This is a genomic window from Cupriavidus sp. CP313, assembly GCF_054072015.1.
On the sequence record NZ_JBSVZB010000028.1, the window covers coordinates 13,592 to 37,945 of the forward strand.

Here is a 24,354-nt window from a genome sequence, read left to right on the forward strand (position 1 = left end):
GGCACCGTCAGACATAGGCGGCTAGGTATAAACCCCAGCGTCCTCATTTCGCGAAGACATCGTCTCCAGACAGCAATTTTCGGGGCTCCTGATCGCAAATATCCTGACGTTATCGAAACCTTAGCGACTTGAGATCATGAGAATCGGCTTCGTTGGGCTTGGCCAGATGGGCAAGCCAATGGCGATGAACCTGCTGAAGCGCAGCGGCGCTTCTGTCACGGTCTACTCCGTTGAACAATCCTCTTACCCCGACTTCAGGAAGGCTGGCGCATCCGCCGCGTCAAGCCCGGCGGAGCTGGCCGACGCACAGATCGTGCTCCTGTGCCTGCCGAACGGCGACGTCGTGCGGGACGTGCTGTTCGGTGAGGCCGGCCTGGCCGCTGTGTTGCAGCGGGACGCCATCGTTGTCGACACCAGCACGATCGAACATTCAGCAACGCTCGCCATCGCGAGTGACCTGGCCGCCCGGGGCATTAGCTTCATCGACGCGCCGGTGTCAGGCATGGAGGCGCGTGCCATCGACGGCACGCTGACGGTCATGTGCGGCGGCGAGCGATCGACATTCGAGCGCGTCGAACCGTATCTGCGCTGCTTCGGCAACAACATCCTCTTCATGGGCAAGACCGGCAGCGGACAGCTGACCAAGCTCATCAATCAACTGCTGTTCGACATCAACTGCGCCGCCATCGCCGAGATTCTTCCGATGGCGCTCAAGATGGGACTCGATGCCAGCAAGGTTGCATCGGTGGTGAACAGTGGTACCGGTCGCAGCTATGCCTCGGAGTTCTTCATTCCGCGCGTATTGCAGGGAGACTTCTCCAACGGCTACCCGCTGCGCAATGCCTACAAGGATCTGGTGAGTGCAGCCGAACTCGGCGCACGCCAATGCATCCCCATGCCGGTGCTGGCCGCTGCGACCGCGTCTTATCAGTTCGCGTTGCTGGAAGGCCATGGCGCGCTGGACAAGGGCGCCATGATCCTGCCGTTCGAGGACTGCTTGCAGGTCAGGTTTCGCGCCAAGGCCGATTAAGTACGTTATTCATACGGAGCAAGAGATGACGAAAGAGGACGTGGGGCTAAACCGGGGCCTTACCAATTACGGGGACCGGGAGTTCGCCCGGTACCTGCGGCGATCGATGGCGCGGTCAATGGGCGTTTCGACGGACCTGTTGGACAAGCCCGTCATCGGCATTGCCACATCGCCGAGCCAGTTCAACAACTGTCATCGCTACATGCCGGAACTCGCAGAGGCAGTCGCCCGCGGCGTCCTGGCCGCCGGCGGCCTGCCCAGAGAGTTCCCGACCATCTCCCTCGGTGAAGTGTTCCTGAATCCGACCAGCATGGTGTTCAGGAACCTGATGTCGATGGACGTGGAAGAGATGATCCGGGCGCAGCCCATGGACGCAGTGGTGCTGATCGGCGGCTGCGACAAGACTGTCCCGGCTCAACTGATGGGAGCGGCATCGGCCGGGCGTCCGGCCGTGCAGCTTGTCACGGGCCCGATGATGACCGGCCGCCACAAGGGTGAACGGCTCGGTGCCTGCACCGACTGCCGCCGCTACTGGGGAAAGTTCCGCGCGGGCGAAATCGACGCCACGGAGATTCAGCAAGTCGAGGGACGGCTTGCCACTACGGCAGGCACTTGCGCAGTCATGGGTACGGCCAGCACGATGGCGTGTATTGCCGAAGCGCTTGGCATGTCGATACCTGGCACGGCGACGATTCCCGCAGTCGACTCCCAGCGCCTGGTCGCCGCGGAGGAAGCGGGCAAGCGCGCCGTCTGGCTCGCCCGGAACCCCATCACGCCCGATCGCATCATTACCCAGGCCTCGGTCGAGAACGCATTCCGCGTGCTGATGGCCTTGAGCGGCTCGACCAATGCCATCGTTCACCTGACCGCCATCGCCGGCCGCCTGGGCATCCGCATTTCGCCGGAACGGCTGAACCAGATCTCGGATGAAACCCCAGTACTGGTTGACCTAAAGCCGGTCGGTGAAGGCTATATGGAGGACTTCCATGCTGCCGGCGGAGTCGGCGCGGTGCTGCGGGAACTGCGTCCGCTGCTGAATCTGGATTGCCTGACGATCGATGGCACGACCCTCCGGGAGCGGCTGGATGCCCCGGCCGGTTGGGTCGACCGCAAGGTCATCCGCGCGTTCGACAACCCCGTCAGTCCGGTGGGTGGCCTGATTGCGCTGAGCGGCAACCTGGCGCCCGGCGGTGCCATCTTCAAGCGGGCCGCGGCTACCCCTTCCCTCTTCGAGCACGAGGGCCGGGCGGTGGTATTCGAAGGCTTGCAGGACCTTGCGCAAAGAATCGACGACCCGGATCTCGATGTGAATCCCGACGACATCCTGGTCTTGAAGAACGCCGGTCCGTTGGGCGCTGGCATGCCGGAGGCCGGTTACCTTCCGATCCCGTCAAAACTGGCGCGCGCGGGTGCCAAAGACATGGTGAGAATCTCCGACGCGCGCATGAGTGGCACGGCCTACGGCACCGTTGTCCTCCACATAGCCCCCGAAGCCGCCGCCGGCGGACCGCTGGCTGCCGTGCGCAACGGCGACCGCATCCGCCTGTCCGTAAGCGCGAAGCGCATCGAACTCCTGATCGATGAAGCAGAGATCCAACGGCGGCTCTCGGGATGGACACGCCCTGCCGAGCCGGCCCGCGGGTACCAGCGACTCTATCACCGCACGGTGACACAGGCGCCCGAGGGCTGCGACCTCGATTTCCTGATTCGCGACCCCGACCAACGAACGCTCTGACAACCCTTCTCCAGCCACCATCATGAACCTGTTCTCGAAACTTACCCAGCTCGGCCAAGAAGGTCGCCCCCTGCGCATCGGTCTGATCGGCGCAGGCAAATTCGGTTCGATGTACCTTGCCCAGGTCCCGCGTACGCCGGGTGTGCACCTGGCCGGCATCGCGGATCTGTCGCCCACGAATGCGAAGGCAAACCTCGAACGCGTGGGTTGGCCAGCATCGCGCTTCGAAGCCGCATCGCTGGACGAGGCGATGAAGCATGGCACTACGCATGTCACTGACGACTGGCGCGCCGTGGTGGCGCATCCCGAAGTCGAGATCATTGTCGAATGCACCGGCAATCCTATCGCCGCGGTCGAGCATTGCCTGGCCGCATTCGCAGCCGGCAAACACATTGTCAACGTCACGGTGGAAGCCGATGCATTCTGCGGGCCGCTGCTGGCAAAGAAGGCCGAACAAGCTGGTGTCATCTATTCGCTCGCATACGGCGATCAGCCGGCGCTTGCGTGCGAACTGGTCGACTGGGCTCGGGCCAGCGGCTTCCCGGTGGTCGCCGCCGGCCGCGGCCACAAGTGGTTGCCGAAGTACCGCGAATCGACGCCAGATACGGTGTGGGATCACTGGGGCGTGAGCGCCGAGCAGGCACGTATCGGCGGCATGAACCCCAAGATGTTCAACGCCTTCCTGGACGGGTCGAAGCCGGCCATTGAAAGCGTGGCCATTGCGAACGCGACCGGCTTGGAGGCGCCCGACGACGGCCTGACCTTCCCACCCGGCTCGGTTGAGGACATCCCGAGCCTGATGCGTCTCAAGGAAGATGGCGGACACCTGGCGAAGAAGGGTGTCGTCGAGGTGATCTCTTCGCTGAAGACGGATGGCACGCCGGTGGGGTATGACATCCGCAAAGGGGTCTGGGTCTGCGTCGAAGCGCCAAACGAATACATCAAGCGCTGCTTCAAGGAGTACCAGGTCGTCACGGATCCTGGCGGCAACAACATGGCGCTCTATAGGAAGTGGCACCTGATCGGCCTGGAGCTTGGTATCTCGGTCGCGTCGATCGGCTTGCGCAGCGAAGCCACGGGCGTGCCCCGGTATTTCAATGCCGATGTGATCGCTACCGCCAAGCGCGACCTCAAGCCCGGAGAGACGCTGGACGGCGAAGGCGGCTATACCGTCTTTGGCAAGCTCTTCCCGGCGAAAAAATCGCTGCAGCTCGGCAGCCTGCCATTGGGCCTTGCGCATAACCTGCGCATCGTCCGACCCGTCGCGAAGGACCAGTCGCTGACCTGGCTCGATGTTGAAATCGACCCCACCCTGCCAGCCTACCGCGTTCGCCGTGAAATGGAACAGATGTTCTCGCGAAACGCCTGAGCGTGAAGCCGCCGCTGGCGGTCGTGCCAGCGGCGGCTGCCGCGCGGAGCCTGAATCCAGAATGAGCGTTAAACATGAACTCCCCTACACCAGTTGTCGTTCCTGATTCACCCCGAACGCTGTTGCAGAAGCTTTGGGATCGGCACATCGTTGAGCTGGGTCCGGACGGCGTTGCCTTGTTGTATGTTGACCGGCACCTCGTGTACGAGGTCACCAGCCCGCAAGCCTTCGAGGGGCTGCGGCTTGCCGGCAGAAGCCCATGGCGAAGCGAAACCGTCCTCGCCACCGCCGACCACAACGTCCCTACTCAGGCCCGCGAGCGCGGCATTCCGGACCCGTTGGCCAGCCGGCAGGTTGCCCAGCTGAGCGCGAACTGCGAGGAATTCGGGATCCTCGAATTCAAGCTCTCGGACCGCCGGCAGGGCATCATCCATGTCGTCGGCCCCGAGCAAGGTGCGACGCTGCCGGGAATGACCGTGGTCGCCGGCGATTCGCACACCAGCACCCACGGTGCCTTTGCTGCGCTGGCATTCGGCGTCGGGACCTCGGAGGTCGAGCACGTACTGGCAACGCAATGCCTGTCCATGGCGCCGATGCGAGCCATGCGCGTCAGCGTCGACGGCCAGTTGCAGCCAGGCGTTACCGCCAAGGACCTGATCCTGGCGATCATCGGTCGCCTCGGTACCGGTGGCGCTACCGGCTACGCGATCGAGTTCGCCGGAAGCGCCATCGCAGCGCTATCGATGGAAGGCCGGATGACCCTGTGCAATATGGCCATCGAGGCCGGGGCACGGGTTGGACTGGTCGCTGTCGATGACAAGACCATCGACTATCTCCACGGCCGCCCGTTCAGCCCGAGCGGCACCTTGTGGGCTCGAGCCGTCGCCTATTGGCGCACCCTTCATAGCGATCAGGGCGCAGTCTTCGATCGGGAGATCTCCGTCGATGCGTCCGCGGTGCGGCCCATGGTGACCTGGGGCACCTCGCCGGAAATGGTGGTCTCGATCGACGGCCTGGTGCCGGACCCCGCCAATGAAGCAGATCCAGTCCGACGCGGCGATATGGAGCGCGCGCTTGCGTACATGGCGCTCGAGCCAGGTACTCCGATGACCGATATCCGGCCGGACAAGGTCTTTATCGGCTCCTGCACCAACGCACGGATCGAGGACCTGCGTGTCGCTGCCGCCATTGTGCGCGGACGCCGCGTCGCCCCGACGATCCGCCAGGCGCTGGTTGTCCCGGGCTCCGGGCTCGTCAAGGCGCAAGCGGAGGCAGAGGGTCTGCATCACCTCTTCCTGCACGCGGGCTTCGAGTGGCGGGAGCCAGGTTGCTCGATGTGTCTGGGCATGAATGAAGACCGTCTCCTGCCAGGTGAACGCTGCGCCTCGACATCCAATCGGAATTTCGAAGGACGGCAAGGCGCCGGCGGCCGCAGCCACCTGATGAGCCCGGCCATGGCGGCCGCCGCCGCGATCGCAGGCCATTTTGTCGAGATCACCCCGGAGGGCGCAGCATGAAAGCGTTCACAAGAATGGTTTCGCGTGCGGTGCCGATCGATCGTGCCAACGTAGACACCGACGCGATCCTGGCCAAGCAGTTCATGAAATCCATCTCACGTACCGGGTTCGGCGCCAACCTGTTCGATCAGTGGCGCTATCTCGACAAGGGCGAACCGGGCATGGACCATGAAACGCGTCCGAAGAATCCGGATTTCCCGCTCAACATGCCCCGGTACGCGGGCGCCCGCATTCTCCTGGCGCGAGACAACTTCGGCTGCGGATCAAGCCGAGAGCATGCGGTATGGGCGCTCGCCGACTATGGCATCCGCGCCCTGATTGCACCGAGCTTTGCCGACATTTTCTACGGCAACTGCTTCAAGAACGGCCTCTTGCCGATCCAGCTTGACCATGCCCTGGTCGACAGCCTGTTTGCGCAGGCCCGGGACGAAGGCGGATTGACGCTCGTTATCGATCTTGAGAGGCAGACCATCGAAGGTTCCGGCGAAGGGGTCATCGAGTTCGCCATCCCGGCAGAGCGCAAGCGCAAGCTGCTGGCTGGCCTGGACGACATCGCGCTGACGCTGGAGAAGGCCGGCCGCATCCGTGAATACGAGACCTGGCGGAGGTTGGAGGAGCCGTGGCTCTTCTGAAGTCGCCGGTCAACGTTGCTACCTAACTATTAGAGATTCCGTTTCGGGGAGACACTATGTCCACCACTGCCACATCCCAACCTCAGCCTATCGCTGAGGATCACCACAGCCTGTCGGCCAGGGAGGAACGCCAGGTCGTCCTGGCCTCTACGCTCGGCACCTTGTTCGAGTGGTACGACTTCTACATCTATGGGTCGCTTGCGGTCTTCATGAGCTCAGTCCTGTTCCCGCCGAATAACCCGACTGCAGCGCTGCTGGCCTCATTGGGCGCGCTGGCCGCCGGTTTTGTCATTCGCCCGCTCGGGGCCATCTTCTTTGGATACCTTGGCGATTTGCTGGGCCGGAAAGTCACCTTCCTGATGACGGTGGTGATGATGGGCGGCGGCACTGTACTGATGGGCTGCATCCCGTCATACGAAAGCATCGGCCACCTTTCATGGATCCTGCTGATCCTGCTGCGGCTGGTGCAGGGCCTGGCCGTGGGCGGCGAGTATGGCGGTGCGGTGATCTATGTGTCGGAGCATTGCGTGCCGAAGCGTCGCGGGCTGTTGACCTCGTGGATACAGACGACCGGCTCCGCCGGCCTGATGCTCTGCCTGTTCGTGATCCTGGCGACTCAAGCCTCGATGAGCACGGAAGCGTTCAGGTCGTGGGGATGGCGCGTGCCCTTCATCCTCTCGCTGGTGCTGTTGGTGGTCTCCATCTATATCCGGTCGAAGCTCCATGAGTCGCCGGTATTCGCGCGCATGAAGGCTGACCGCCGCCTTTCCAAGAATCCGATTCGCGACACCTTCATGGATTGGGGCAGCGTGAGGACCATGCTGATCGCCCTGTTCGGTGTCACTGCCGGCATGGGGGCCACCTATTTCACCGGCCAGTTCTACGTCATGATCTTCCTGCAGCAGGTCGTGCAGATCGAGCAGACGCTGGTGTACAAGATGGTCATCGCCGGCTTCCTGATCGGCGCCCCGGCGTATGTCTTCTTTGGCTGGATCTCGGATCGCATCGGGCGCAAGTGGGTGATGATTGCCGGACTGCTGCTCGCCGCGCTGTGCTACCGCTTCCTGTTCGGCGCGCTGCTGGAAGCTGGCAACCCTGAACTGGTCGCGGCAATGAAGCATAGTCCCGTGACGATCCATGCTTCCGTCGATGGCGATGTCTGCAATGCCCGCATGTCGGCGGCACTGGTCGGCAGCCACCCCGACAACAAGAAGGCCTGTGTACTGGCGAAGAAGCTCCTGGTCTCGCGCGGCATCAGTTTCAGCTATGCGGCGCCTGTCCCGGGCACCGATGTCGCCATGACCGTTGGCGGCACCACTATCCGCGGCTTTGACGCTGCAGCGTATGACAGCACGCTGGCCAAGGCGGGTTATCCCAGGAAGGCCGATCCGATGCAGGTGGACGTCACGCGCATTGTCCTGATCCTGATCTTCATGACCGCCATGGTCGCCATGGTCTACGGCCCCGTCGCGTCATATCTCGTTGAGCTCTTTCCGCCCCACATTCGCTACACGTCATTGTCGTTCCCCTACCATATCGGCGCGGGTGTCGTTGGCGGCAGCCTTCCGTTCCTGGCGACCTTCCTGTCAATCTCGGGGGGCAATGTGCTGACCGGGTTGTGGTATCCCGTTGTCGTGACATCGGTCACCGCAGTGGTCGGCGCGCTGCTGCTTCCCAATACCAACAAGGCGGGCGCCAACAAGGCTTCGTGACACTTCCGATTATCTTTACTACTGCCAAGAGGAACCAGATGCTCAACTTGCCCAAATTCACTGCCGCGGCCGTGCAGGCGGCTCCGGTGTTCTTCGATACCGATGCGACGGTCAGCAAGGCCTGTGCGTTGATCGAGGAAGCCGCACGGAACGGTGCGACCCTGGTCGCGTTCCCGGAGGTCTTTGTCTCGGCATATCCTTACTGGAGTTGGGTCATGAACCCGGTTGAAGCGAGCCCGTGGTTCGAGCGGCTGTGCCGCTCGGCGATCGAGGTGCCCGGACCGGAAATCAAGAAGCTCCAGGACTGCGCCCGCGCCAATGGCGTCACGGTCGTGATCGGCGTCAATGAGCGTAGCGCGACCGGGGTGGGTACGGTGTACAACACCCTGCTCACCATCGGTCACGACGGGCGGCTGCTCGGCCGGCACCGGAAGCTGGTTCCCACGTGGGTGGAGAAGCTCTCCTGGGCAAACGGTGATGGCTCGTCGCTGCGGGTGCATCAAACCCCGGTCGGCCCGCTGGGGGTGCTCGCGTGTGGCGAAAATACCAATACTCTCGCCCGCTTCAGCCTGCTGGCCCAGGGAGAACTGGTGCATGTTGCGAGCTACATTGCCAACCCTGTGTCCCCCGCAGACTACGACATGGCCGAAGCGATCCGCCTGCGCGCCACCGCCCATTCCTTCGAAGGCAAGGTCTTTACTGTTGTCTCCTGCTCAGCGGTGTCAAAGGAAATTGTCGACGCCATCGCCGAGAGTCATCCGCAGTCACGCGAGCTGTTTGCGCGCTGCAACAGCGCGTTCTCAGGCGTGATTGGCCCTGACGGCCGCGTGATTGGCGAGCCGCTGATCGATGACGAGGGTATCGTCTATGCGGAAATCGACCTGAACCGCTGCATCCAGCCGCGCCAGATGCACGACATCACCGGTCATTACAACCGTTTTGACGTATTCGACCTGCAGGTCAATCGCCATCCGTTGTCCGCGGCCCGCTTCCTCGACCCAGAAGCGGCTCCGGACGAGTCGGCGGCTGAGCTACGCCAGGACAGTGAAGCTGAGGCGTGAATTCCTTCGGCCCGTCTGCCAGGCCAGGACAAGGGGCGCTTGGCGCCCCTTCAGGTGCTTGCAAAGTAAGAACCGTGAGTGTTTTCGCCCCCCTCTCATCTGCAAGAAGGGCAGCGAACAAAAGCCGCGCATTCACACGGGGAGAGTTTGGATTGTTGCGGTCGTAGAAGCTCTCGCATGAGTAGTGCACAACCACAGTGTGCTCCAGCGTTTCGCACAATTCCTCGAGCTGCTTGCAAGCCCGTTTTCATTTACGGTGAAAATCTCGCTGTTTTCCCATCGCGATTCCAGCCAATCGTCACTGCCCAACTATTACAACCGGTCCAAACCAAGTCCAGCATTGGCGCGACACGACACCACAGCGGCATCAGGTCCCAGTGGGCGACAAGACGGTCAGTTCCAGTTCGGGCTCCGCCGCGCTAGCACTGTCAACGCGTACAGGCGGCTCGCTTCCGTCCTCACCCGTTTCGCCTTCAAGCGCCAGTCGAGCTTCATATGCAAGCTGCTGGCGGAACCATTTGTCCCGCATAACAGGGTCGGCCTCCAACTGACGCTCAATTGCTTGGGTTTCCCGGAACTCAGCCGCGACGGCAGACATCGTCCAGGATACGTTGAGCCCAAGTTCTTCCACAGTTTGGCGCAGGTCCGCGATTCCCACGCGGAAGAACTCCTTGCGGGGGTTAATCTTGTTGACTTGCACTTCAACGAACTTGCGATGCAGGAGCGTTTCCAGCGCCGGCGCGTTGTCGGACCAAATCATCGCGTGCACATCGAAGGGGAACGGCACGCTGGCATCGCCAAGCTCACGCACGCGGTCGTGCGGGTCGAGGCGGCGCGTCAAGCCTACCTTATAGACATGCTCGCCGAACGAGCCAATGTTGGAAATGACGTACACATGGCCGGCCTTCGTTTGCTGCGCCATCGACAGGGCGCGCTGGTTCTTTTCCTCAGCCTGTTTCAGTTTCTCTTCCAGCTCTGCCAGCTGCTGCTCGAACTGGGCTTTCTGTTCTTCCGAAGCGCGCGCGATTTGCTGTTGAGCCTTCTCCATGGCCTTACGCAGCAGCGCCTCCTCCTTCTCGGCGTCTCGCATCGCCCGCTCGTACTCGCGCCGGGCACGCTCCTCTTCACGCATCTGCTCGCGAATGCGGCGCTGCTCTTCCTTCTCGTTTTCGCGTAGCTCGATTGTGCGAGAGGCCCAGACCAGCTCGTCGATACGCGCGTCAACGTACTCCTTCAGGATTCGTGCGTTCCTGAACGCCGTACCGTTGTGATTCACCAGCGCAGCCGCGTCTTTGATTTCTTGCTGCAGGGTGCCGACGTTATCGACCTTCACACGAGACAGAATCGAGTCAACCTTCCCATTAAACGCGTCTACGACAAAACGGATTGCGGTGACTCGTCGATTGTTCTCCACATATTCACAGGTCGCGGCACGACCTTGCGCAACCATGACCTTGGAGTATTCCCGCACTACCTTGAGTTGCTTGCCAGCCTCGGCGAACGAGTACGCCTCAGCCAGCTCATCGAGCAAGCTGTGGGCAGGAATCATGTATCTGTCACCGTAGCCTTCGATGACATTCCGCATGGCGATGCTGATTCCTTCGAGCTTGTCAGCGTCTTCCAAGGCTCGCATTGCGTCGCCAGCAATCTCCTTGGCTCGTTGCTGGGCGTCTTCGATAGCCTTGGCAGCCTGGGTGCTGGCTCGACTCAGCATTTGTTCTGACGCGGCGCGCTTAGACTTCGCGTCCGCCGTGGCATCCGCAGCAAGCCTTAAACCTTCGGCCTTTGCTCGTTCCACTATGTCAGACGCCTCCTTCTCCGCCTTGCTCACAGTGTCGGAGGATTCTGCAATCAGGCGCTGGGCTTCCAAGGAAACGTCTCGAACATGCTTGAACTGGGCGAGAGAGTCGCGGTCCTGCTCGGCAGCCACGGCTCGCTCTGTGAGGACGCGAATTGACGCAGCGTTTGTGGCGTCTAGCTGCTCCTTAGCTTCACGCAAAACGTTGAAGCGAATCTCCAGGTCGTGGTGAGCCTTCTTCGCGCTCGCCAGCTCTCGACCCACCTTCCTGGCTCGCCAGACCAGGAACACGATGCCCACCACCAGAAGAAGCACCAACAGTTCCATCATTACCCCTCGAATATCGCGCTGGTCGGTGCCACGCCTGAGCGCTGCCAGCGTCTACCACTTATTGAAAACACTAACTCTCCTCAATAATCCTTGTTTCCAACTTCGCAAAGCCCTCTTCAGTGGGGTTTTTGGGGGGGCGTGTACCGTTTGCGTATCGCATTGAGGAACGCATAGCTCAATCGGGTGAAGCTTGTGATTGACCACCCGCGACTGGCCCGCGAGTGCCATCAAAGATGGTGTCATGGACGTAGTGACCTGACGTCAGATTCCGCAGGTCGCGCCGATATAATGGCGGCTTGCCCACAATTGGTCAGATTCGATGGAGCAGCTTCTCGAAACAACGCGTCTTCTCGCCGCCGTCAAGCGAGTTGCGGCTCTGAAGCCTAAGGACCGTATACAGGACCCTTGGTGCCAAGCCCTGATGCGGCAGCCAGGCGCCCGTCGCCACCTCGCAAAACAGGACGTGCTGCCCGCCCATATCGCACAAGTTAGCTATGTGGCAATGGTCGTCGGCTCTATTCTCAAACTTGAGGAATCTATGCCCCTCCCGTTGCCAGTGTCGGGGCATAAGGCTGGCAGGATTAGGGCAGCCGCAAAGAAGCTGGATGACGAGGTGGAAGGCGTTACGGCATTGAGCAGCACTATCGCTCAGCCTGCGTTTCGGTCAGCCCTAGACCAATTGCGCGAATTCTCCCCACCGCAGAACGTTCCTGTTCGCACCCGCAAAGGGAACCCCGAGCGGCGACAGTTCATCTGGGCCGTTGCAGAAAACTTCTTCCGGCATTTCAAAAGCTTCCACATCGAGGCAATCACGGAAATCGTCGCCTTGCGTTGGCCCGAGACCGACATACGCAACGTCCGTCACGAACTGACGACGGAGCGCCAGGGCCAGATTGCTGAATCGGCAAAGAGGCAAACCAAGGTCAGCGGGGAGGCAGCCATCGTCGCGGCCGCCGCCCTGACTCGAGCACAGCGCAAGGAAGGCACAGCGGTTGAGGACCTGCGAACCGATGCTCAGCGAATCGGCGAGGCACTCGCCACGTTGGAAGGAATGGAGGACAGCGAGTTGGCCGCCAGTCTGGCTCAGGGCCTTCAGTCTGTCCTGGCGGACTTCAACTACCAATTTCCGGAGGGCTAAGTCAAGGACACCAAAACGGGAAATTTCGCGATTTGGTGTCCGAACACAGAGGCTGCGTTTTTCGAAAAGTGCCGACTTATACTCTTGGCGGCAATTATTTGATGATTGAGGCGTCACAACTCCTCTGCTTTAGAGCGGTAGCCTCATGAACCTCGAACTGTTTCCTTCGTACGACCAGCCCAGCAGCTCCTCTCCTCAGACCTCGCCAGAGCCGTCTTTTCGAGACCGCCGCCTGGCCGAAATCTCCAAGCTGCTTCACGGCAATCATCACACGACGCAAACCCAGCGCCTGGCAACCGCGCTCAAGGAACTCCAGTCGGTATCGACTTACGAGTGCCGCAAGTTTCTGGACATCTACTGTCCGCCTGCGCGCAAGTTCGACTTGGTGCAGCAGGGCCTCCATATTGAAACGCACTGGCAAACCGTTCGCGTGGAAAGCGGCCAGGAGCATCGCGTCGGCGTCTACGTCCTCGTTTAGGCCGGCAGGGCCAGGCTTGGCGGGCGACGCCTCATCGGCTCTACGCGTGGCTCCATTCGGTGCCTCACCTTGCCCCTTGCATAGCCTACAAGGAGGGCTAGATCAAAGGTGTGTCCAGGGAAAAATCTGTGCGGGTTTCCGCAAAATCGCGGTGCAACAAAATCACGGACGGAAAAACCGAATAGTTTCGGATATGCCTCGTCGGAGTTGGCTTTGCGGGCGATGACAGGCGCGTTATCCGAAACTAATCGACGTTGCCAGCCGCGAGTACCTCATTAGGACCGGCGTTGCCAACAAACAGAAAAGCCTTGGGACGCGCTTCGAAAAGACCGAGGAGGCCGCAGATCTTGACCCCCACCCGCTTCAATTGACCGACGATGAAGACGACCTCTGGGCAGTCCAGGCGCGACGCGCAAATGTCCTGCTGGGATCGCCTCCCTTCTCGGCGCCCATCGTTTCCGTGATCGGAAGGATGGCTCGGATGACAACTATCAGTCCAACCGCCTTTGTCGACTTCAAGCGTTGGAGGGCATCGACCGCCGATTGTGATCCGCTCAAGGTTTCCCGCGAGACTACAGGCATCGAAGAACTCGCCAATCACTTCCCGCTCGGAGTTTGGCGAAGCGGCCCGTCTGCTCGATGGGCCCTCGCCACAAAATCGGAAACTCAGGACTCCAGACACCGCGCACGCGGCAGCACGTCGTCAGAATTCGCAGCGTCATCGGCAATATGCCGATTTTGCAGGCGGCTATGCATCGCCTCACACCGCATCATCATCGTACCTTCGGGTTCCTGTTTAGTGTCGACAAAGCCATCATCCGCGGTGACCTGCAGATAGACTTGCCGCGAGACAACGGCGATGATCACAATGATGGTGCCGACGCCGAACGCTCGAACGGCAATGGAGAGGTACTGCGCCATGGCGAAATTACTGTATAAGCATGAGGTGATTGGCAGCGAGCCTACACGAGGCCGCCTCGCAACGGTGTAACGCCTTTGCAGGATTGACACACTACGTTTTGCCGCGGCGGCGAGGTCGTGCGTTACGTGACACCGCATGGCGGTGCTGACAAGAATGTTCCGGAAATCGATCGAAGCCTTACCGAGCGGCCACTACTGGGCCGTGCCCCACGCGCCCTTCCCGCTGGACGGTGGCAACGGCCATGATGAGGTGTTTCCCGGCGCCCATGGCATCAGCGACGGCAAGTGGGTCACCTTCTACAAGGACGGCAAAGAAGTCTGGGCGTGCAATGCACTGTATGCAGCCGCCCATTTCGACTTTGTCCCCATTCCCGCCAACCGCTCGACGACAGCTGACTGAGGGGCGGCCGGCCCACACCAGCCCTGGGTCACCTGCCCCTGTCCACAACCAAGCCCCAATACCTCTTTTTTCTCTGATCGGTCGTTATGTCAAATGGAGTCGGGCGCCCCGTTCGCAAAGTGCCTCGCACTGCCGAATGCAAGGATTTCAGCGGAACAGCCAGATCTCCATTATAAATACGATTTTACCCCTCGCTTTGCTCCGTTTTTTTTACGCCCTTTCCCCTGCTTTGCATTAATCATGGACGCATCGCTCTTCGTCATCCAAATGCAGTTGTCAGGATAAAAATCTCTAGATTTATTGAGTCTGGCGAATGCCATCCCAGCCATCGGTGGCTGCCCGACTTCTGCAAGAAATTGTTGGAAATCCAGCCACCGCTTGTGAACTTTCACACCGGGTATGTACTCCTTGCTCTTGGGATTCATCACGCAGTAAGCCAGCCTGCTCCAAGCCTTGTACGCCGGCGTCTTGGTAATTGCTTCTCCCGGTTTGGAGGGGGATCGGACATCGAGGCGACCTTTTTCGATTCTTTTTTTCGCAGCCGAAAGAGAAATTCCGCGGGTTCCGGCTACATGTTCTGTAGCTGCACGCACACTCGGAAAGCAGATTCCGTCAATGGTGATCCGACGGCCATGTGCACCACCACTTCCTCCTCCCGGTGAAATGTTAAATCCATGAGGGATAAGTGTGTCAAGTTTAGCAATCCACTGCCGCTCCTTGCTCTCCAAGCCAGCCTTGGTGGTACCCCGATCGATCTCGCTAATGTGGAACTGCTCGGGGCCGTGTTTACGAATCGCAGCGTGCAGCGATCTAAAATTCTTGATTCGTGCCATCTCAGCTTGTTCAATATGGCGCCGCCACCTTTCTTCGATTGACGCAATCGTAAGTCCCACGTACTTACGCTTGGACGTAGTGTGCTCTATCAAATAGATTATTCCTTTTGCGTAGCCAGGATTTGGGATTTTAGCGAACGCTACCTCAGGCGATATCCCGGAGGAAAGCCATCGGGAGATGGTGGCACTCGATGCCGGTGGATCTAGGGCCCGAACCGCGGCCTCCATGTTGGGATAATTGATTCCGTGAACGCATAATGGATTCACAACCCGCTCAGAGCGAAGGAAGGCATCGTCAAATATCTTCTCTTCGCTCATTTGCGCTTCGCGACGTTTGAGAGCTCTCCAATAGTTCACCCCCAAGCTCTTGCACTTTTCCTTAAACGAATTCTTGTGCTGCAGCAACCTGGCGCAATCGGGACACTTCGTTCCACGAAGATGGTTACTTGGCGTCTGATAGAACGGCCCATGTTCGGAACAGATTATTTCACCCTTGACGCCTACGCCGTGATAAACAAACCTGCTGTAATCATAGATCGCTCCGTGCAACTTCACCGCACGCTCAATGAAATTCTTTAGGGGAAGATTATCGTCCTTGTATTGCCCGCGAAGTTCGGGGGAACCTTTGAGCTTGTTGGACAGGCAGGCTCTGCAGCCGGTATGACCGTCCACGTGCGCGCGAGCTACTTGTAAGAATAGGCGGTCGTGCTGCAAGCAATGGATCAGGACTTCGTCATTGAGCTTCAAATTCTGCGGGACGCGGCTGTAATCATAACGGCCGGCATGGGCGCGAGTCGCTACCTCGATGAAATAATCAATGCCAGCTCGGCGGCGCTCGAAGTAGCATTTCCGGCATCCGACGCCGTTCTTATGGTGGTGTGGCGTGACTGTAAACGGACCGTGGACCCTACAGATTACCCTGACGTGACGACTGGCGCCGCTGTACCGAACTAAGCTGTAGTCATAACGTGCCCCGTGGGCTCGACGGAACGAAATCAGAATTTCCGCTTCGGTAAGTTTCCTAGGCATTGCATTCATTCCAAGGAGAAAATTCCGGCGTATTGTCCTTCCTAAGGATCCATTCACCGAAAAATAGCTGTGTTGTATCTTGGTATCCGTCACACACTTTGTATGTGTTCTGGACCACGCTTCCGTTATGGTCCTTGAAACGGTCGCGCCTATGGGGTAAGGCAACGTTATAGAGCCTTATCGTCTCCTCTCGCGTTGCTGAGTCACCTTCATCCGAACGCCGCTCGCTGAGGCACCCATTGCTTGTCCGAGCGGACGGGGAACGCAGCGGCGGTATTCGGCAAGTGCAACCGCTTTGCGGCTGACGGAAGTCGCTTCCCGGCCAGAACCGGTCATACACCAACTAAAAAGAAGTCGTTCAATGCCCAATTAAGCCGCGCCTTGAAGGAGACGCGGACCGGAATGAATTATTGCGCATCAAATCTAGGCTTATTGTGTGTCTGCACTGAATTCAAGTATTCTTCAAATGAAATCAAATCAGATTCATTTAGACAATTGAGATACGTATTCAAAACAAGAGTTTTATAATTTGACTTATTTTCATGGCATATAGTTTGCCTGATGATCTCATTAATATTGCCTTTCATTCTTCTGTGCAATAAGTTGCATCCGTCGTTAATTATTTTTGCGACTTCCCTCCCAAAATTAATCGTATCTTTACGGTTTGGTATAACCCCTTTATGAACAACAGAGTTTCTTAACTGGACCAGTGGCTGTGACAAAATTTCTGGCGATGACCCAAAAACATTGACATATGTGAATATATAGCCGCCCAATTGGCGCTCCGACTGAGAAGCCACATGCTTCCAGGCTTTTTCAAATTGCCCTCTTTGCCAACCCGCGGAAATTACTCTGACGAAGAATTCATAGTATCTCTCGAGGCTTGCAGCAAAGGAAGAAATGGCTTCCCTATGATAGCCATCAACGATTGCACGAGTGGCAACTTCGAATAATATTTCGTGCTTTTGCTGCGTTATCAAGAGAGAAAATTCATGACCTTTATCACATATAACTTTATGACGATTATCGTTTCCTATTTCTATCAACGCAGCCTCTTCCTTGGGCCCACATTGGTGGCATATAGTAATAATTTTCAAATTCCATCTCCAATATAAAATTTCACTATGTAACTTTGAGTAGTAATCGCTATAGAGACCTAGCGCTCGCGGTAAGACGCGCACAAGAGCGAAGACTGAGGGCACTTAGAAGTGAATTCTCTGCAAGTTTGATATCGATGCCCCACGCCCCACGCCGTTCCAGTATCAATGCGCTGTAGTGGACTTTATCTCTTGGATGAAAGCAAACTTGGGCATAAGCACGACTGCGAGCGAAAATTGTTGTGGATACTGTACACCGATGTTCGACTGTCCGATTTGTAGCACCTGCGTAGAAGGCTGCTTTGGGTCGGGACGAGCCGACCGGATAGGGGCGGCAGGTCTTTGCCGGCGTCCACGCTGCTCTGCCTCTCCAGTGATGCAGACTAGCGCAATGCCGCAGCTTGTTCATGAGACATATCTGGCAACCTAGTATCAAGGCAGAAAATCGACGCTCGAGCCTGCCGAAGAACCAGCCTTTCCCGAGAGTAACCTTGTTGCCTGAGAGCGTGGCGGCGATGATTGATCGAGCCGGTTCCTAGACGTTGCGGACCAGTCTAACCTTGCAACCGGGATAGTTTTGGCAACCCCAGAATGGCCCGGCGGGCCCTTTCCTCTCCACCATCTTGATTCCGCAGGCAGCGCATGTCGGCGTCAGGTAGTCGCCCCGAAACGCCAGCTTCAGTAACGTCGATTGCATATACTGATCGAGTGCGCGAATCCGTTCGACGATTCCGGCACCATCAAGTAATTGAATGCCGGCCCGCTCTGCAGACTCCTGCACCGGCCGCCCGACATAGCCAGACAACGACCAAAAAACGCCTCGACGCACCTTGTGTTCGTGCATGACGCCGGCAAGTGCGCGGACCTGTTCCACCTTCACCGGCTTACTCCATGCTTTGCATTGGACCACGGCCACGGGAACATCCAAGCCAGCCTTGTACAAAGTAGCATCGATGCCGCCATCGGGCCCATGGGGGACGGTCTTGACCGTGAACCCCATCGCCTCGTAGTACCCAACACAAAGCAGCTCAAATCGCTTCCACTCTAACTGCCTGAGGGCATCCAGCGTCCAGCTATTAATTTCTGGCTTCTCCGGTACGGGTACTCTCCGCGCTGGCGGGCCAACGGCCTCCTTTGACTTGGCGGATTCACTGGAGGACCGGGGTGACTTGGGCGGCGAGGACGGTCGGCTCGTGCGGAAGCGCCGAGCCTTGATCGGGACTTCTTGCTTGCTGGTCCCTGCTCTACCTCGCGCACGGATGTATGACAGCACACCCAGGAAGCCGAACATGGCGGCGGGAACCCAGGCTAACGACTGGCTTAACACGGAAATGCCCGTCAACAACGGACTCGACGCGAATATCGCTGGCACGACCGCGCGAAACACAATGTAGGCACCCACGGCCAGCGCGGCGGATACCCACCACGGCGCATCCATCAACACCTCGCTAAGCGAGGGCTCCTTTCTCCTGCGACCCATTTCTCTACCTGTTGTTGTTCTTCATCTCATGCGGCGGCATCCCGCCATCGGCAAATCTACCTGATCTGATATACACGGCGGGTTGCAACAGGCCAACACCCCACCGACTACGGGTGGCCGAGCAGCCGGCCTATACCCTGGTGACTTCACGGATTTCGCCATAGTTTCGCTTGACGGCATCCCTTAAACTGGATCCTTCGCGCAACACCAGACGAAAACCATGAGAAAGGCAGGTCGGGTCAAGACGTGGCATGCAGACAAGGGCTTTGGCTTTATCGACGTCCACGCGGACACGAAAGATGTGTTCTTTCACATCACCGCCCTGCAAACGCGCGCCGTGACGCCGACGCCTGGCGACCGCGTGAGTTTCGAGCTCGGCAAAGGGCGGGACGGCCGGATACAAGCCTTGAACGTTGCCATCGTCGGTGCACCGAAGGCGCGGTCCGACGCGAGCCCTTGGCCGGTGTTCGCCGGTCTGGCGGCCTTGGGGCTCATCGCCGGCGGCGCCCTGGCGGGTTATTTCCCGCGCCAGGCCGGCATTGTCAGCCTCCTGGCCAGCCTCATCACGTTCTTCGCTTATGCCGACGACAAGACGCGGGCCAGCCGAAATACGTGGCGCACGCCTGAGACCACCCTGCACCTCCTCGCGCTCTGCGGCGGCTGGCCGGGCGCGCTTGCCGCCCAGCACCTGCTCCGACACAAGAACCGGAAGCGGGCGTTTCAGGTGACGTTCTGGGGCACGGTCAGCGTGAACGTTGGCTCCATGATGCTTTGGCAATCCGTCATGGCCGCGTGAGGAAGGGACAGCCGAAGTCCACGGCCGCGAAGTGAGCTAGATCTGGCGTTATGTTAAATCCAGGTCCAAGCTACAAACAACTGTGACGTAGCTCCGGGCGTTGGATGAACCGGGGGTATGTCTTACAAAGGGTGCCAGCCCGGGACGACGACGCCTTGCGCTTGCAAGGTCAGGCACTTTAGTGCTCCCAAGGCCCTCAAGACGTCCAGTAGAATGGCCAGGGGCATTTCCGGACACGCATCAAACTCTATGCGCGTCGCTTGGTCACTCTGAATAACGAAAGAACGGGACGATATGAAAGGTGTCGTGGCACCCGCCGCCATCTTCCATAAGCACAACGAGAACAGAAATGACGAGAGTTCACACGCACTATGACAATCTGAAGGTATCGCGCAATGCGCCACCAGACGTTATCAAAGCTGCGTACAGGGTGCTTAGCCAGCGTTACCACCCGGATAAGAACAGCAGTCCTGACGCCACGAGAATCATGAAGATTCTCAACGAGGCGTACGCGATCTTGGGCGATCCAGAAGCTAGGCGCCGGTACGATGAGAAAATTGCTCAAGAGCAGATCGACTCAACCTCCGAGGCACGCGCTAACTCTGATCGCAAGGCATCGACTGACTCTGATCGCGAGGCACCAACACCCAACGATCAATCGAGCACCCCTCGTTATGCCGCACACCCATCGGCACCCCATGGTGTATCGAGCAAGTGGATTTTTTTGAGTTTGGGTGGGTTGCTATGCGCCGCCTTTCTCCTCAGGAGCCTCGACCGTTCGTCCAATGCAGACGCATCTCAACACCCAGCACCTTCAACCGTTGCCCCGTCATCTTCCGGCCTATACGCCAGGAACGTCGACCGTTCGTCCAATGCAGACGTGTCTCAATACTCGGCACCATCAATCGTCGCCCCCTCCTCTTCTGGCCTCGACGCACTGCCTACCAGAAAGGTGCCGAATATTACGAGCTTCGACTGCGATAAGGCGCGTTCGAGTTCCGAGAAGCTGATCTGCGACGACGCCGATCTTGCTGCTATGGATCGCGACCTAGCGACCACCTTCGCCCACGCAAAAGCTGCCGCGCCGGACAAGCGGACCTTCACGGAGATAGCGCGTCAGAATTGGAACTGGCGCAACAAGAATTGCACGGACAAGGCTTGCCTTGTTACTTGGTACGACTATCAACAGCGCTGGCTCCTCGAGATATCGGATTCCCCGTCGCAAACGATTGTCAATCACCAAGTACCAGCTGTTCAAGCAGCTCAATCTATTCAAGCTACTCCAACTGCTCAAGCTACTCACACCCCGCAAACTGTTCAAGCTCCTCAAGCCGCTCAGGTGGACACCAAAGTGGATACTGTGCCAATGAACGGGATATATTTCCCAGTAAAGAGGCAGAACAGGGAAGAATGCCTCAAGACAGCTGCAGCCACTTTGGAAGGTGTGGCTGCATGTCAATGAGAGCCTGCGCTACTAACGAGCGCCGATGAGGAGGCGGGAACTGGCTCGCTTTATAAAGCTGACAGGGAGAAGATCCACAATAACGAGCCTCTACTCCTTTTTTGCAAAAAGCATTAAAGACCTTATTCCATTGATGTTGCTCAAGGCTTGCTGAGTGAGGCCGCGCAAGAAATTATGAGTCGGACTATGGCAACCACACCTCAATCCTCTTTCGTTGAATTTTTTGCCGTATTTTTTCTGGCACGCGGAACTTCCGGTCCTGCGGGAATCCCACTTTATGGTTACCAGGTGTCCGCGAGTGAACTTGAAGAGCTCGTCGCCATTTTGCGTAAATTTTCGCGACATGTCGTGCTGCCGACCAACCGCCGCCTTTGGGATGCGGCGTTTTGTTTGTTCGTCTCCGAAAGATTCAGGCGCGACTACGATGCAGGGCCGGATGGGTGGGCTTGGGGTCCGTTCGAGCAGGAACTGCGCTGCCAGCTCACCCCTGCGGTGCGCCGCGACATTGTTCACAATGGCCTCGCTTACTGGAAGCGGACGGTACGTCAGCATGAGAGCGGGAATGACAATTTGCTCGGGTCGCTTTTTATCGAAGGTGGGCTGCCCTGGCCCCTCGTCAAGAGCGAGCATCACGGCTTTGGGCGCGTCGTACGCCGGGGGCTGAAAAACTACTACCGCGCCCAATCCGGGCTGAAAACGCTCGCTGAGATGTTGGACGACGGCAAGGATGACCTGCCGCAAACGTTCCGCACTGTTGAAACGCTCGAATTACTCGCTGGCATTGTTGAGCATCTTATGGATCTGGCGACTCGTCACGAGTTGCAAGGCAGGCCTGATCCGGCGGGGTATCTCGACGAACGAGATCCGAGTTGGCGGCGCAACTTCCCGCTGCCGTTGGACGAGGACAACGCGCGCACCTTGATTAACGAGTGGCTGATCGATGCAAGTCGCCAACGCGCAACCCGCGAAGCACAGCAAAGGGAGGATGGATACTTCTCCTGCATGCATCGACTTCTCGACGATGGTGATGTCTGGTGGTATCAGACCGATGTCACCATTCCGCGCACCGCTCGGTTCCAAATGGATCCGAGCATCGTCAACCCCGGCCGTCTTGAGCTCGCCTTCTTCGAGGGCGACCGTTTGTTGGCGCGCGCGGGCACGGCGTATGGCTGTCGTGACCCTGAGACACAAGAGGTCAAGGTTCGCTTCTTGCAAACGAACCTGTCCCTGCGTCGTTCAAACCTGGGCAACCGGCTGACACTTCGCCTGCTCGCAAACGGTCGCGTCGCTTGTCTTGTTCCCTTCGATAACGGGTCCTTCGCACTGAACGATGCGCCTCTGGTTTTCGAGTTGCGTGGAGATGAATGGTGGTTTGTGGCGAGTGCGTCCTGTTCCACTGCGGCGAGCCGTGTGCGTGTCAGATTGCCCCAGGCATTGGCCTACGTGGGTGCCGATGTGCGCGTGGTGCGCGAGGAAGACTGCGGACCCAGGTGGATCGAGGCCGATTCGGACCTGACAATCCTATCTGCTAACGGTGACGGCGGCGAACGTTACTCGGTCCGTCTCAGGGATGCTGGACAGTCTCCGTGGACGCTGTCGCTTAAGGGGCAAATGGCCTACTACGAATCGGTGCCGACCGTCGTTCACCGTGGCTGGCCGCGTCTGGAGGTAACGAAGCAGCCGGACGCAACTAACCCAGTACTTCGTCAATACAGTAACCGGCTCCCCGTCACCAACGCGAATCGTTCGGAGCAATTTGGAGCGATCCGATACTATGTTCGCAACGAAAATAACGACATACTGCTGCAACGCCGCATTGGCGTAGTGCCTGTCGGGTTCAGGATCGACTCCTACCCGGAGGTCGCGGAGCGGCGAGCACGTCTGGTTATAAGAGAATCGCGGCAACTCCGATTGCATGTAGTCGATGCGGAGATTCAATACGAAACAGAAGTCTCGGGCCAGGACACGATCTTGTGGTTGAAGCCTGTTTCGGGACAGCCCCCCTCGTTCTTGGCGCTGGAGGTCTACGGCCAGTCCACCAGCGAGCCGATTCGTTTCAAACTTCCGTATCCATACCTGGGTGCCCGCCTTCTCGATGCTGAAGGTGGCACCCTGACAGACCGAAATCTGACCATCAACACCTTGATGGGTTTGCGCCTGGCCGTGTCCACCACACGAACGGCCCGCACGCTGCTTAGGTTTGAGTTCAACAGCCGGGATGACCGATTCGCGCGGACCTACCCGTTGGGCTTTGATGCGGGCACGAGGCTTATCAGTCTGTTCGGGTACTTGAACGACATTCAGCAGATGCTTGGCTCGGTCCGAAATCAGGACGCCTATCTGACGGTCCAGGCTATGGCAGAAGATCAAAAATTGCTTGAGTTCTATGTGCGTCGCTATAACGGCGTCGCGAATCGCGAGGGTGATGGCTGGGAGAACTTTTACCTGACCAAGCCGACAAGTGCTCACGTTTGCACGGACGCACGCGTTCAGGCGATGCTCTTGACAGATCCCAAGCAAGCCCCGGTCCCGGTGCCAGAGATCACCACGCAAGGCGTTGGCACCGGCCGATTCGGACTGCCTGCATCCATGCACGACGATGGGCCGTGGCTGATCTACCCGGCTCCCGACTCAAGCACACAGTTTCGCCCAGAAGTTCAAGCGACCGAGGTCAGCCGGACCGACGGCGCCAATTGGAAGGTCGGTGAGATCCGCAGTCTGCATGCGGCGGCTCGCGCCTTTCACCCGGTGCACAACCGGAATGCTTTCGCCGGGCCGATCGAAGCGATGGCTGAGGACCTCGATCATTCTGGTTGGCAGTATCTCGCGAATCTGAAGACGAACTATCACCATTTGCCGTTGTCAGCTTTCGAAGCCTGGCTGGCACTAGCACGCAATCCATCGGCGCTTGCCATGGCGGTCCTTCGCCTTGAGATGATGGACGAAGCGTTCTGCGAACGCATTCGCGATGAACTCGCCACACTCTGGGAGTGCATCCCGCTTCCACAGTGGCCCGTCGCCTACGGAAAGTTCAAGGCATGGCTCAATACAAAAGGATTCTCGGAGTCGATCACGGAAAGTGTCTTGCAATCCCGCCTCGCGGTGTTGCGTCACGTGGTATCAGAGTGTGAAGAGCTTGGGCGCTATTTGGAGACTGGGGATGCTCGAACCCTCCCACGCGTCCCGCTGGAATCAATTTTACCTGGGTGGTACCAGACCTTGCGGCGCACCCATGAGGCAAACGACCGCTGGCCTCAAGACTTGGGTCTCCACCTCAAGGAGTGGATTCGCCGGCAAAAATTGCCGGCGGCAGTGATCAATCTGTCGTTGGTGGACTACTCCGATGCCGTGACAATCCTGCCGATCTTCATGGCGTACGTTAGCGCCGGCCTGGCAAAGATTGAGGATTTACCCGTCTCCGAAGCTCGCCTTAAGTTTTCGATTCGGTTACTAGCCGATTTTGACCGTGAGGCGTGGTACGCCCCTTGTCACGGCATGGTCGTGTCCTATCTCCTGCATTCGCAAAAAAACTGAGA

Annotated in this window: 18 protein-coding genes and 1 pseudogene; 14 read left to right on the forward strand and 5 right to left on the reverse strand. The window is 58.7% G+C overall.

The window, feature by feature from the left end:
- Positions 1–136 precede the first annotated feature (136 nt).
- The 7 genes from ACW4E8_RS30180 to ACW4E8_RS30210 all read left to right on the forward strand — a co-directional run bounded on the left by ACW4E8_RS30180 (position 137) and on the right by ACW4E8_RS30210 (position 9,056).
- On the forward strand, positions 137–1,030 hold the full coding sequence (locus ACW4E8_RS30180; RefSeq protein ID WP_456807868.1) for an NAD(P)-dependent oxidoreductase: 894 nt from the start codon (positions 137–139) through the stop codon (positions 1,028–1,030).
- A gap of 25 nt (positions 1,031–1,055) precedes the next feature.
- Positions 1,056–2,765: an IlvD/Edd family dehydratase gene (locus ACW4E8_RS30185; RefSeq protein ID WP_456807869.1), complete on the forward strand. Its 1,710-nt coding sequence runs from the start codon at positions 1,056–1,058 to the stop codon at positions 2,763–2,765.
- A gap of 22 nt (positions 2,766–2,787) precedes the next feature.
- Positions 2,788–4,134, forward strand: coding sequence for an NAD(P)H-dependent oxidoreductase (locus ACW4E8_RS30190; protein WP_456807870.1), 1,347 nt, complete (start codon positions 2,788–2,790; stop codon positions 4,132–4,134).
- A gap of 74 nt (positions 4,135–4,208) precedes the next feature.
- Positions 4,209–5,651, forward strand: coding sequence for a 3-isopropylmalate dehydratase large subunit (gene leuC / locus ACW4E8_RS30195; RefSeq protein WP_456807871.1), 1,443 nt, complete (start codon positions 4,209–4,211; stop codon positions 5,649–5,651).
- Positions 5,648–6,283 carry a 3-isopropylmalate dehydratase small subunit gene (gene leuD / locus ACW4E8_RS30200; protein WP_456807872.1) on the forward strand — a complete coding sequence of 212 codons (636 nt, stop codon included), beginning with the start codon at positions 5,648–5,650 and terminating at the stop codon, positions 6,281–6,283. The genes leuC and leuD overlap by 4 nt, the downstream gene beginning before the upstream one ends.
- A 56-nt stretch (positions 6,284–6,339) precedes the next feature.
- Positions 6,340–7,995, forward strand: coding sequence for an MFS transporter (locus tag ACW4E8_RS30205; protein ID WP_456807873.1), 1,656 nt, complete (start codon positions 6,340–6,342; stop codon positions 7,993–7,995).
- Between the two features lie 38 nt (positions 7,996–8,033).
- A complete protein-coding gene (locus ACW4E8_RS30210; RefSeq protein ID WP_456807874.1) occupies positions 8,034–9,056 on the forward strand; it encodes a carbon-nitrogen hydrolase family protein in 1,023 nt (340 codons plus the stop codon).
- A 367-nt stretch (positions 9,057–9,423) separates the two neighbouring features.
- Here the strand turns inward: ACW4E8_RS30210 and ACW4E8_RS30215 are convergent, their stop codons facing one another.
- Positions 9,424–11,184 carry a DUF4041 domain-containing protein gene (locus ACW4E8_RS30215; RefSeq protein ID WP_456807875.1) on the reverse strand — a complete coding sequence of 587 codons (1,761 nt, stop codon included), beginning with the start codon at positions 11,182–11,184 and terminating at the stop codon, positions 9,424–9,426.
- A gap of 319 nt (positions 11,185–11,503) precedes the next feature.
- Here ACW4E8_RS30215 and ACW4E8_RS30220 point away from each other — a divergent pair, with 319 nt between their 5' ends.
- The 3 genes and pseudogenes from ACW4E8_RS30220 to ACW4E8_RS30230 form a co-directional block, all read left to right on the forward strand.
- Positions 11,504–12,322 carry a hypothetical protein gene (locus tag ACW4E8_RS30220; RefSeq protein WP_456807876.1) on the forward strand — a complete coding sequence of 273 codons (819 nt, stop codon included), beginning with the start codon at positions 11,504–11,506 and terminating at the stop codon, positions 12,320–12,322.
- 145 nt (positions 12,323–12,467) lie between these two features.
- Positions 12,468–12,800, forward strand: a complete 333-nt coding sequence (locus ACW4E8_RS30225) for a helix-turn-helix domain-containing protein (protein WP_456807877.1) — start codon at positions 12,468–12,470, stop codon at positions 12,798–12,800.
- 274 nt (positions 12,801–13,074) lie between these two features.
- Positions 13,075–13,365: pseudogene (locus tag ACW4E8_RS30230) on the forward strand (GSU2403 family nucleotidyltransferase fold protein); the annotation flags it as partial.
- Between the two features lie 101 nt (positions 13,366–13,466).
- Here ACW4E8_RS30230 and ACW4E8_RS30235 read toward each other — a convergent pair.
- Positions 13,467–13,721, reverse strand: coding sequence for a hypothetical protein (locus tag ACW4E8_RS30235; RefSeq protein WP_456807878.1), 255 nt, complete (start codon positions 13,719–13,721; stop codon positions 13,467–13,469).
- Between the two features lie 136 nt (positions 13,722–13,857).
- Here ACW4E8_RS30235 and ACW4E8_RS30240 point away from each other — a divergent pair, with 136 nt between their 5' ends.
- Entirely contained in the window at positions 13,858–14,121 is a 264-nt protein-coding gene (locus ACW4E8_RS30240; protein ID WP_456807879.1) for a hypothetical protein, read from the forward strand.
- 170 nt (positions 14,122–14,291) lie between these two features.
- Here the strand turns inward: ACW4E8_RS30240 and ACW4E8_RS30245 are convergent, their stop codons facing one another.
- From ACW4E8_RS30245 to ACW4E8_RS30255, 3 genes are all read right to left on the reverse strand, one after another.
- Positions 14,292–15,701, reverse strand: a complete 1,410-nt coding sequence (locus tag ACW4E8_RS30245) for a GIY-YIG nuclease family protein (protein ID WP_456807880.1) — start codon at positions 15,699–15,701, stop codon at positions 14,292–14,294.
- A 689-nt stretch (positions 15,702–16,390) separates the two neighbouring features.
- Positions 16,391–17,080 (reverse strand): hypothetical protein, encoded by a 690-nt coding sequence (locus ACW4E8_RS30250; protein ID WP_456807881.1) that lies wholly within the window; start codon positions 17,078–17,080, stop codon positions 16,391–16,393.
- A gap of 535 nt (positions 17,081–17,615) precedes the next feature.
- Positions 17,616–18,518 carry a restriction endonuclease gene (locus ACW4E8_RS30255; RefSeq protein WP_456807882.1) on the reverse strand — a complete coding sequence of 301 codons (903 nt, stop codon included), beginning with the start codon at positions 18,516–18,518 and terminating at the stop codon, positions 17,616–17,618.
- A 262-nt stretch (positions 18,519–18,780) separates the two neighbouring features.
- On the opposite strand from ACW4E8_RS30255, the gene ACW4E8_RS30260 reads away from it, so the two are divergent.
- The 3 genes from ACW4E8_RS30260 to ACW4E8_RS30270 all read left to right on the forward strand — a co-directional run bounded on the left by ACW4E8_RS30260 (position 18,781) and on the right by ACW4E8_RS30270 (position 24,352).
- On the forward strand, positions 18,781–19,356 hold the full coding sequence (locus ACW4E8_RS30260) for a DUF1294 domain-containing protein (RefSeq protein ID WP_456807883.1): 576 nt from the start codon (positions 18,781–18,783) through the stop codon (positions 19,354–19,356).
- Between the two features lie 349 nt (positions 19,357–19,705).
- Complete coding sequence (locus tag ACW4E8_RS30265) at positions 19,706–20,818, forward strand: DnaJ domain-containing protein (protein WP_456807884.1); 1,113 nt, start codon at positions 19,706–19,708, stop codon at positions 20,816–20,818.
- Between the two features lie 186 nt (positions 20,819–21,004).
- Positions 21,005–24,352, forward strand: a complete 3,348-nt coding sequence (locus ACW4E8_RS30270) for an STY4851/ECs_5259 family protein (RefSeq protein ID WP_456807885.1) — start codon at positions 21,005–21,007, stop codon at positions 24,350–24,352.
- The last annotated feature ends 2 nt before the right edge of the window (positions 24,353–24,354 follow it).

Bases quoted from the DNA above. Each gene is read 5' to 3' on its own strand.
- leuD (WP_456807872.1), top strand. From the start codon at position 5,648: ATGAAAGCGTTCACAAGAATGGTTTCGCGTGCGGTGCCGATCGATCGT.
- ACW4E8_RS30185 (WP_456807869.1), top strand. From the start codon at position 1,056: ATGACGAAAGAGGACGTGGGGCTAAACCGGGGCCTTACCAATTACGGG.
- ACW4E8_RS30265 (WP_456807884.1), top strand. From the start codon at position 19,706: ATGACGAGAGTTCACACGCACTATGACAATCTGAAGGTATCGCGCAAT.
- ACW4E8_RS30255 (WP_456807882.1), bottom strand. From the start codon at position 18,518: ATGGATGCGCCGTGGTGGGTATCCGCCGCGCTGGCCGTGGGTGCCTAC.
- ACW4E8_RS30260 (WP_456807883.1), top strand. From the start codon at position 18,781: ATGAGAAAGGCAGGTCGGGTCAAGACGTGGCATGCAGACAAGGGCTTT.
- ACW4E8_RS30240 (WP_456807879.1), top strand. From the start codon at position 13,858: ATGGCGGTGCTGACAAGAATGTTCCGGAAATCGATCGAAGCCTTACCG.
- ACW4E8_RS30190 (WP_456807870.1), top strand. From the start codon at position 2,788: ATGAACCTGTTCTCGAAACTTACCCAGCTCGGCCAAGAAGGTCGCCCC.
- ACW4E8_RS30215 (WP_456807875.1), bottom strand. From the start codon at position 11,184: ATGATGGAACTGTTGGTGCTTCTTCTGGTGGTGGGCATCGTGTTCCTG.
- ACW4E8_RS30235 (WP_456807878.1), bottom strand. From the start codon at position 13,721: ATGGCGCAGTACCTCTCCATTGCCGTTCGAGCGTTCGGCGTCGGCACC.
- ACW4E8_RS30225 (WP_456807877.1), top strand. From the start codon at position 12,468: ATGAACCTCGAACTGTTTCCTTCGTACGACCAGCCCAGCAGCTCCTCT.
- ACW4E8_RS30210 (WP_456807874.1), top strand. From the start codon at position 8,034: ATGCTCAACTTGCCCAAATTCACTGCCGCGGCCGTGCAGGCGGCTCCG.
- ACW4E8_RS30270 (WP_456807885.1), top strand. From the start codon at position 21,005: ATGGCAACCACACCTCAATCCTCTTTCGTTGAATTTTTTGCCGTATTT.
- ACW4E8_RS30180 (WP_456807868.1), top strand. From the start codon at position 137: ATGAGAATCGGCTTCGTTGGGCTTGGCCAGATGGGCAAGCCAATGGCG.
- ACW4E8_RS30205 (WP_456807873.1), top strand. From the start codon at position 6,340: ATGTCCACCACTGCCACATCCCAACCTCAGCCTATCGCTGAGGATCAC.
- ACW4E8_RS30220 (WP_456807876.1), top strand. From the start codon at position 11,504: ATGGAGCAGCTTCTCGAAACAACGCGTCTTCTCGCCGCCGTCAAGCGA.
- leuC (WP_456807871.1), top strand. From the start codon at position 4,209: ATGAACTCCCCTACACCAGTTGTCGTTCCTGATTCACCCCGAACGCTG.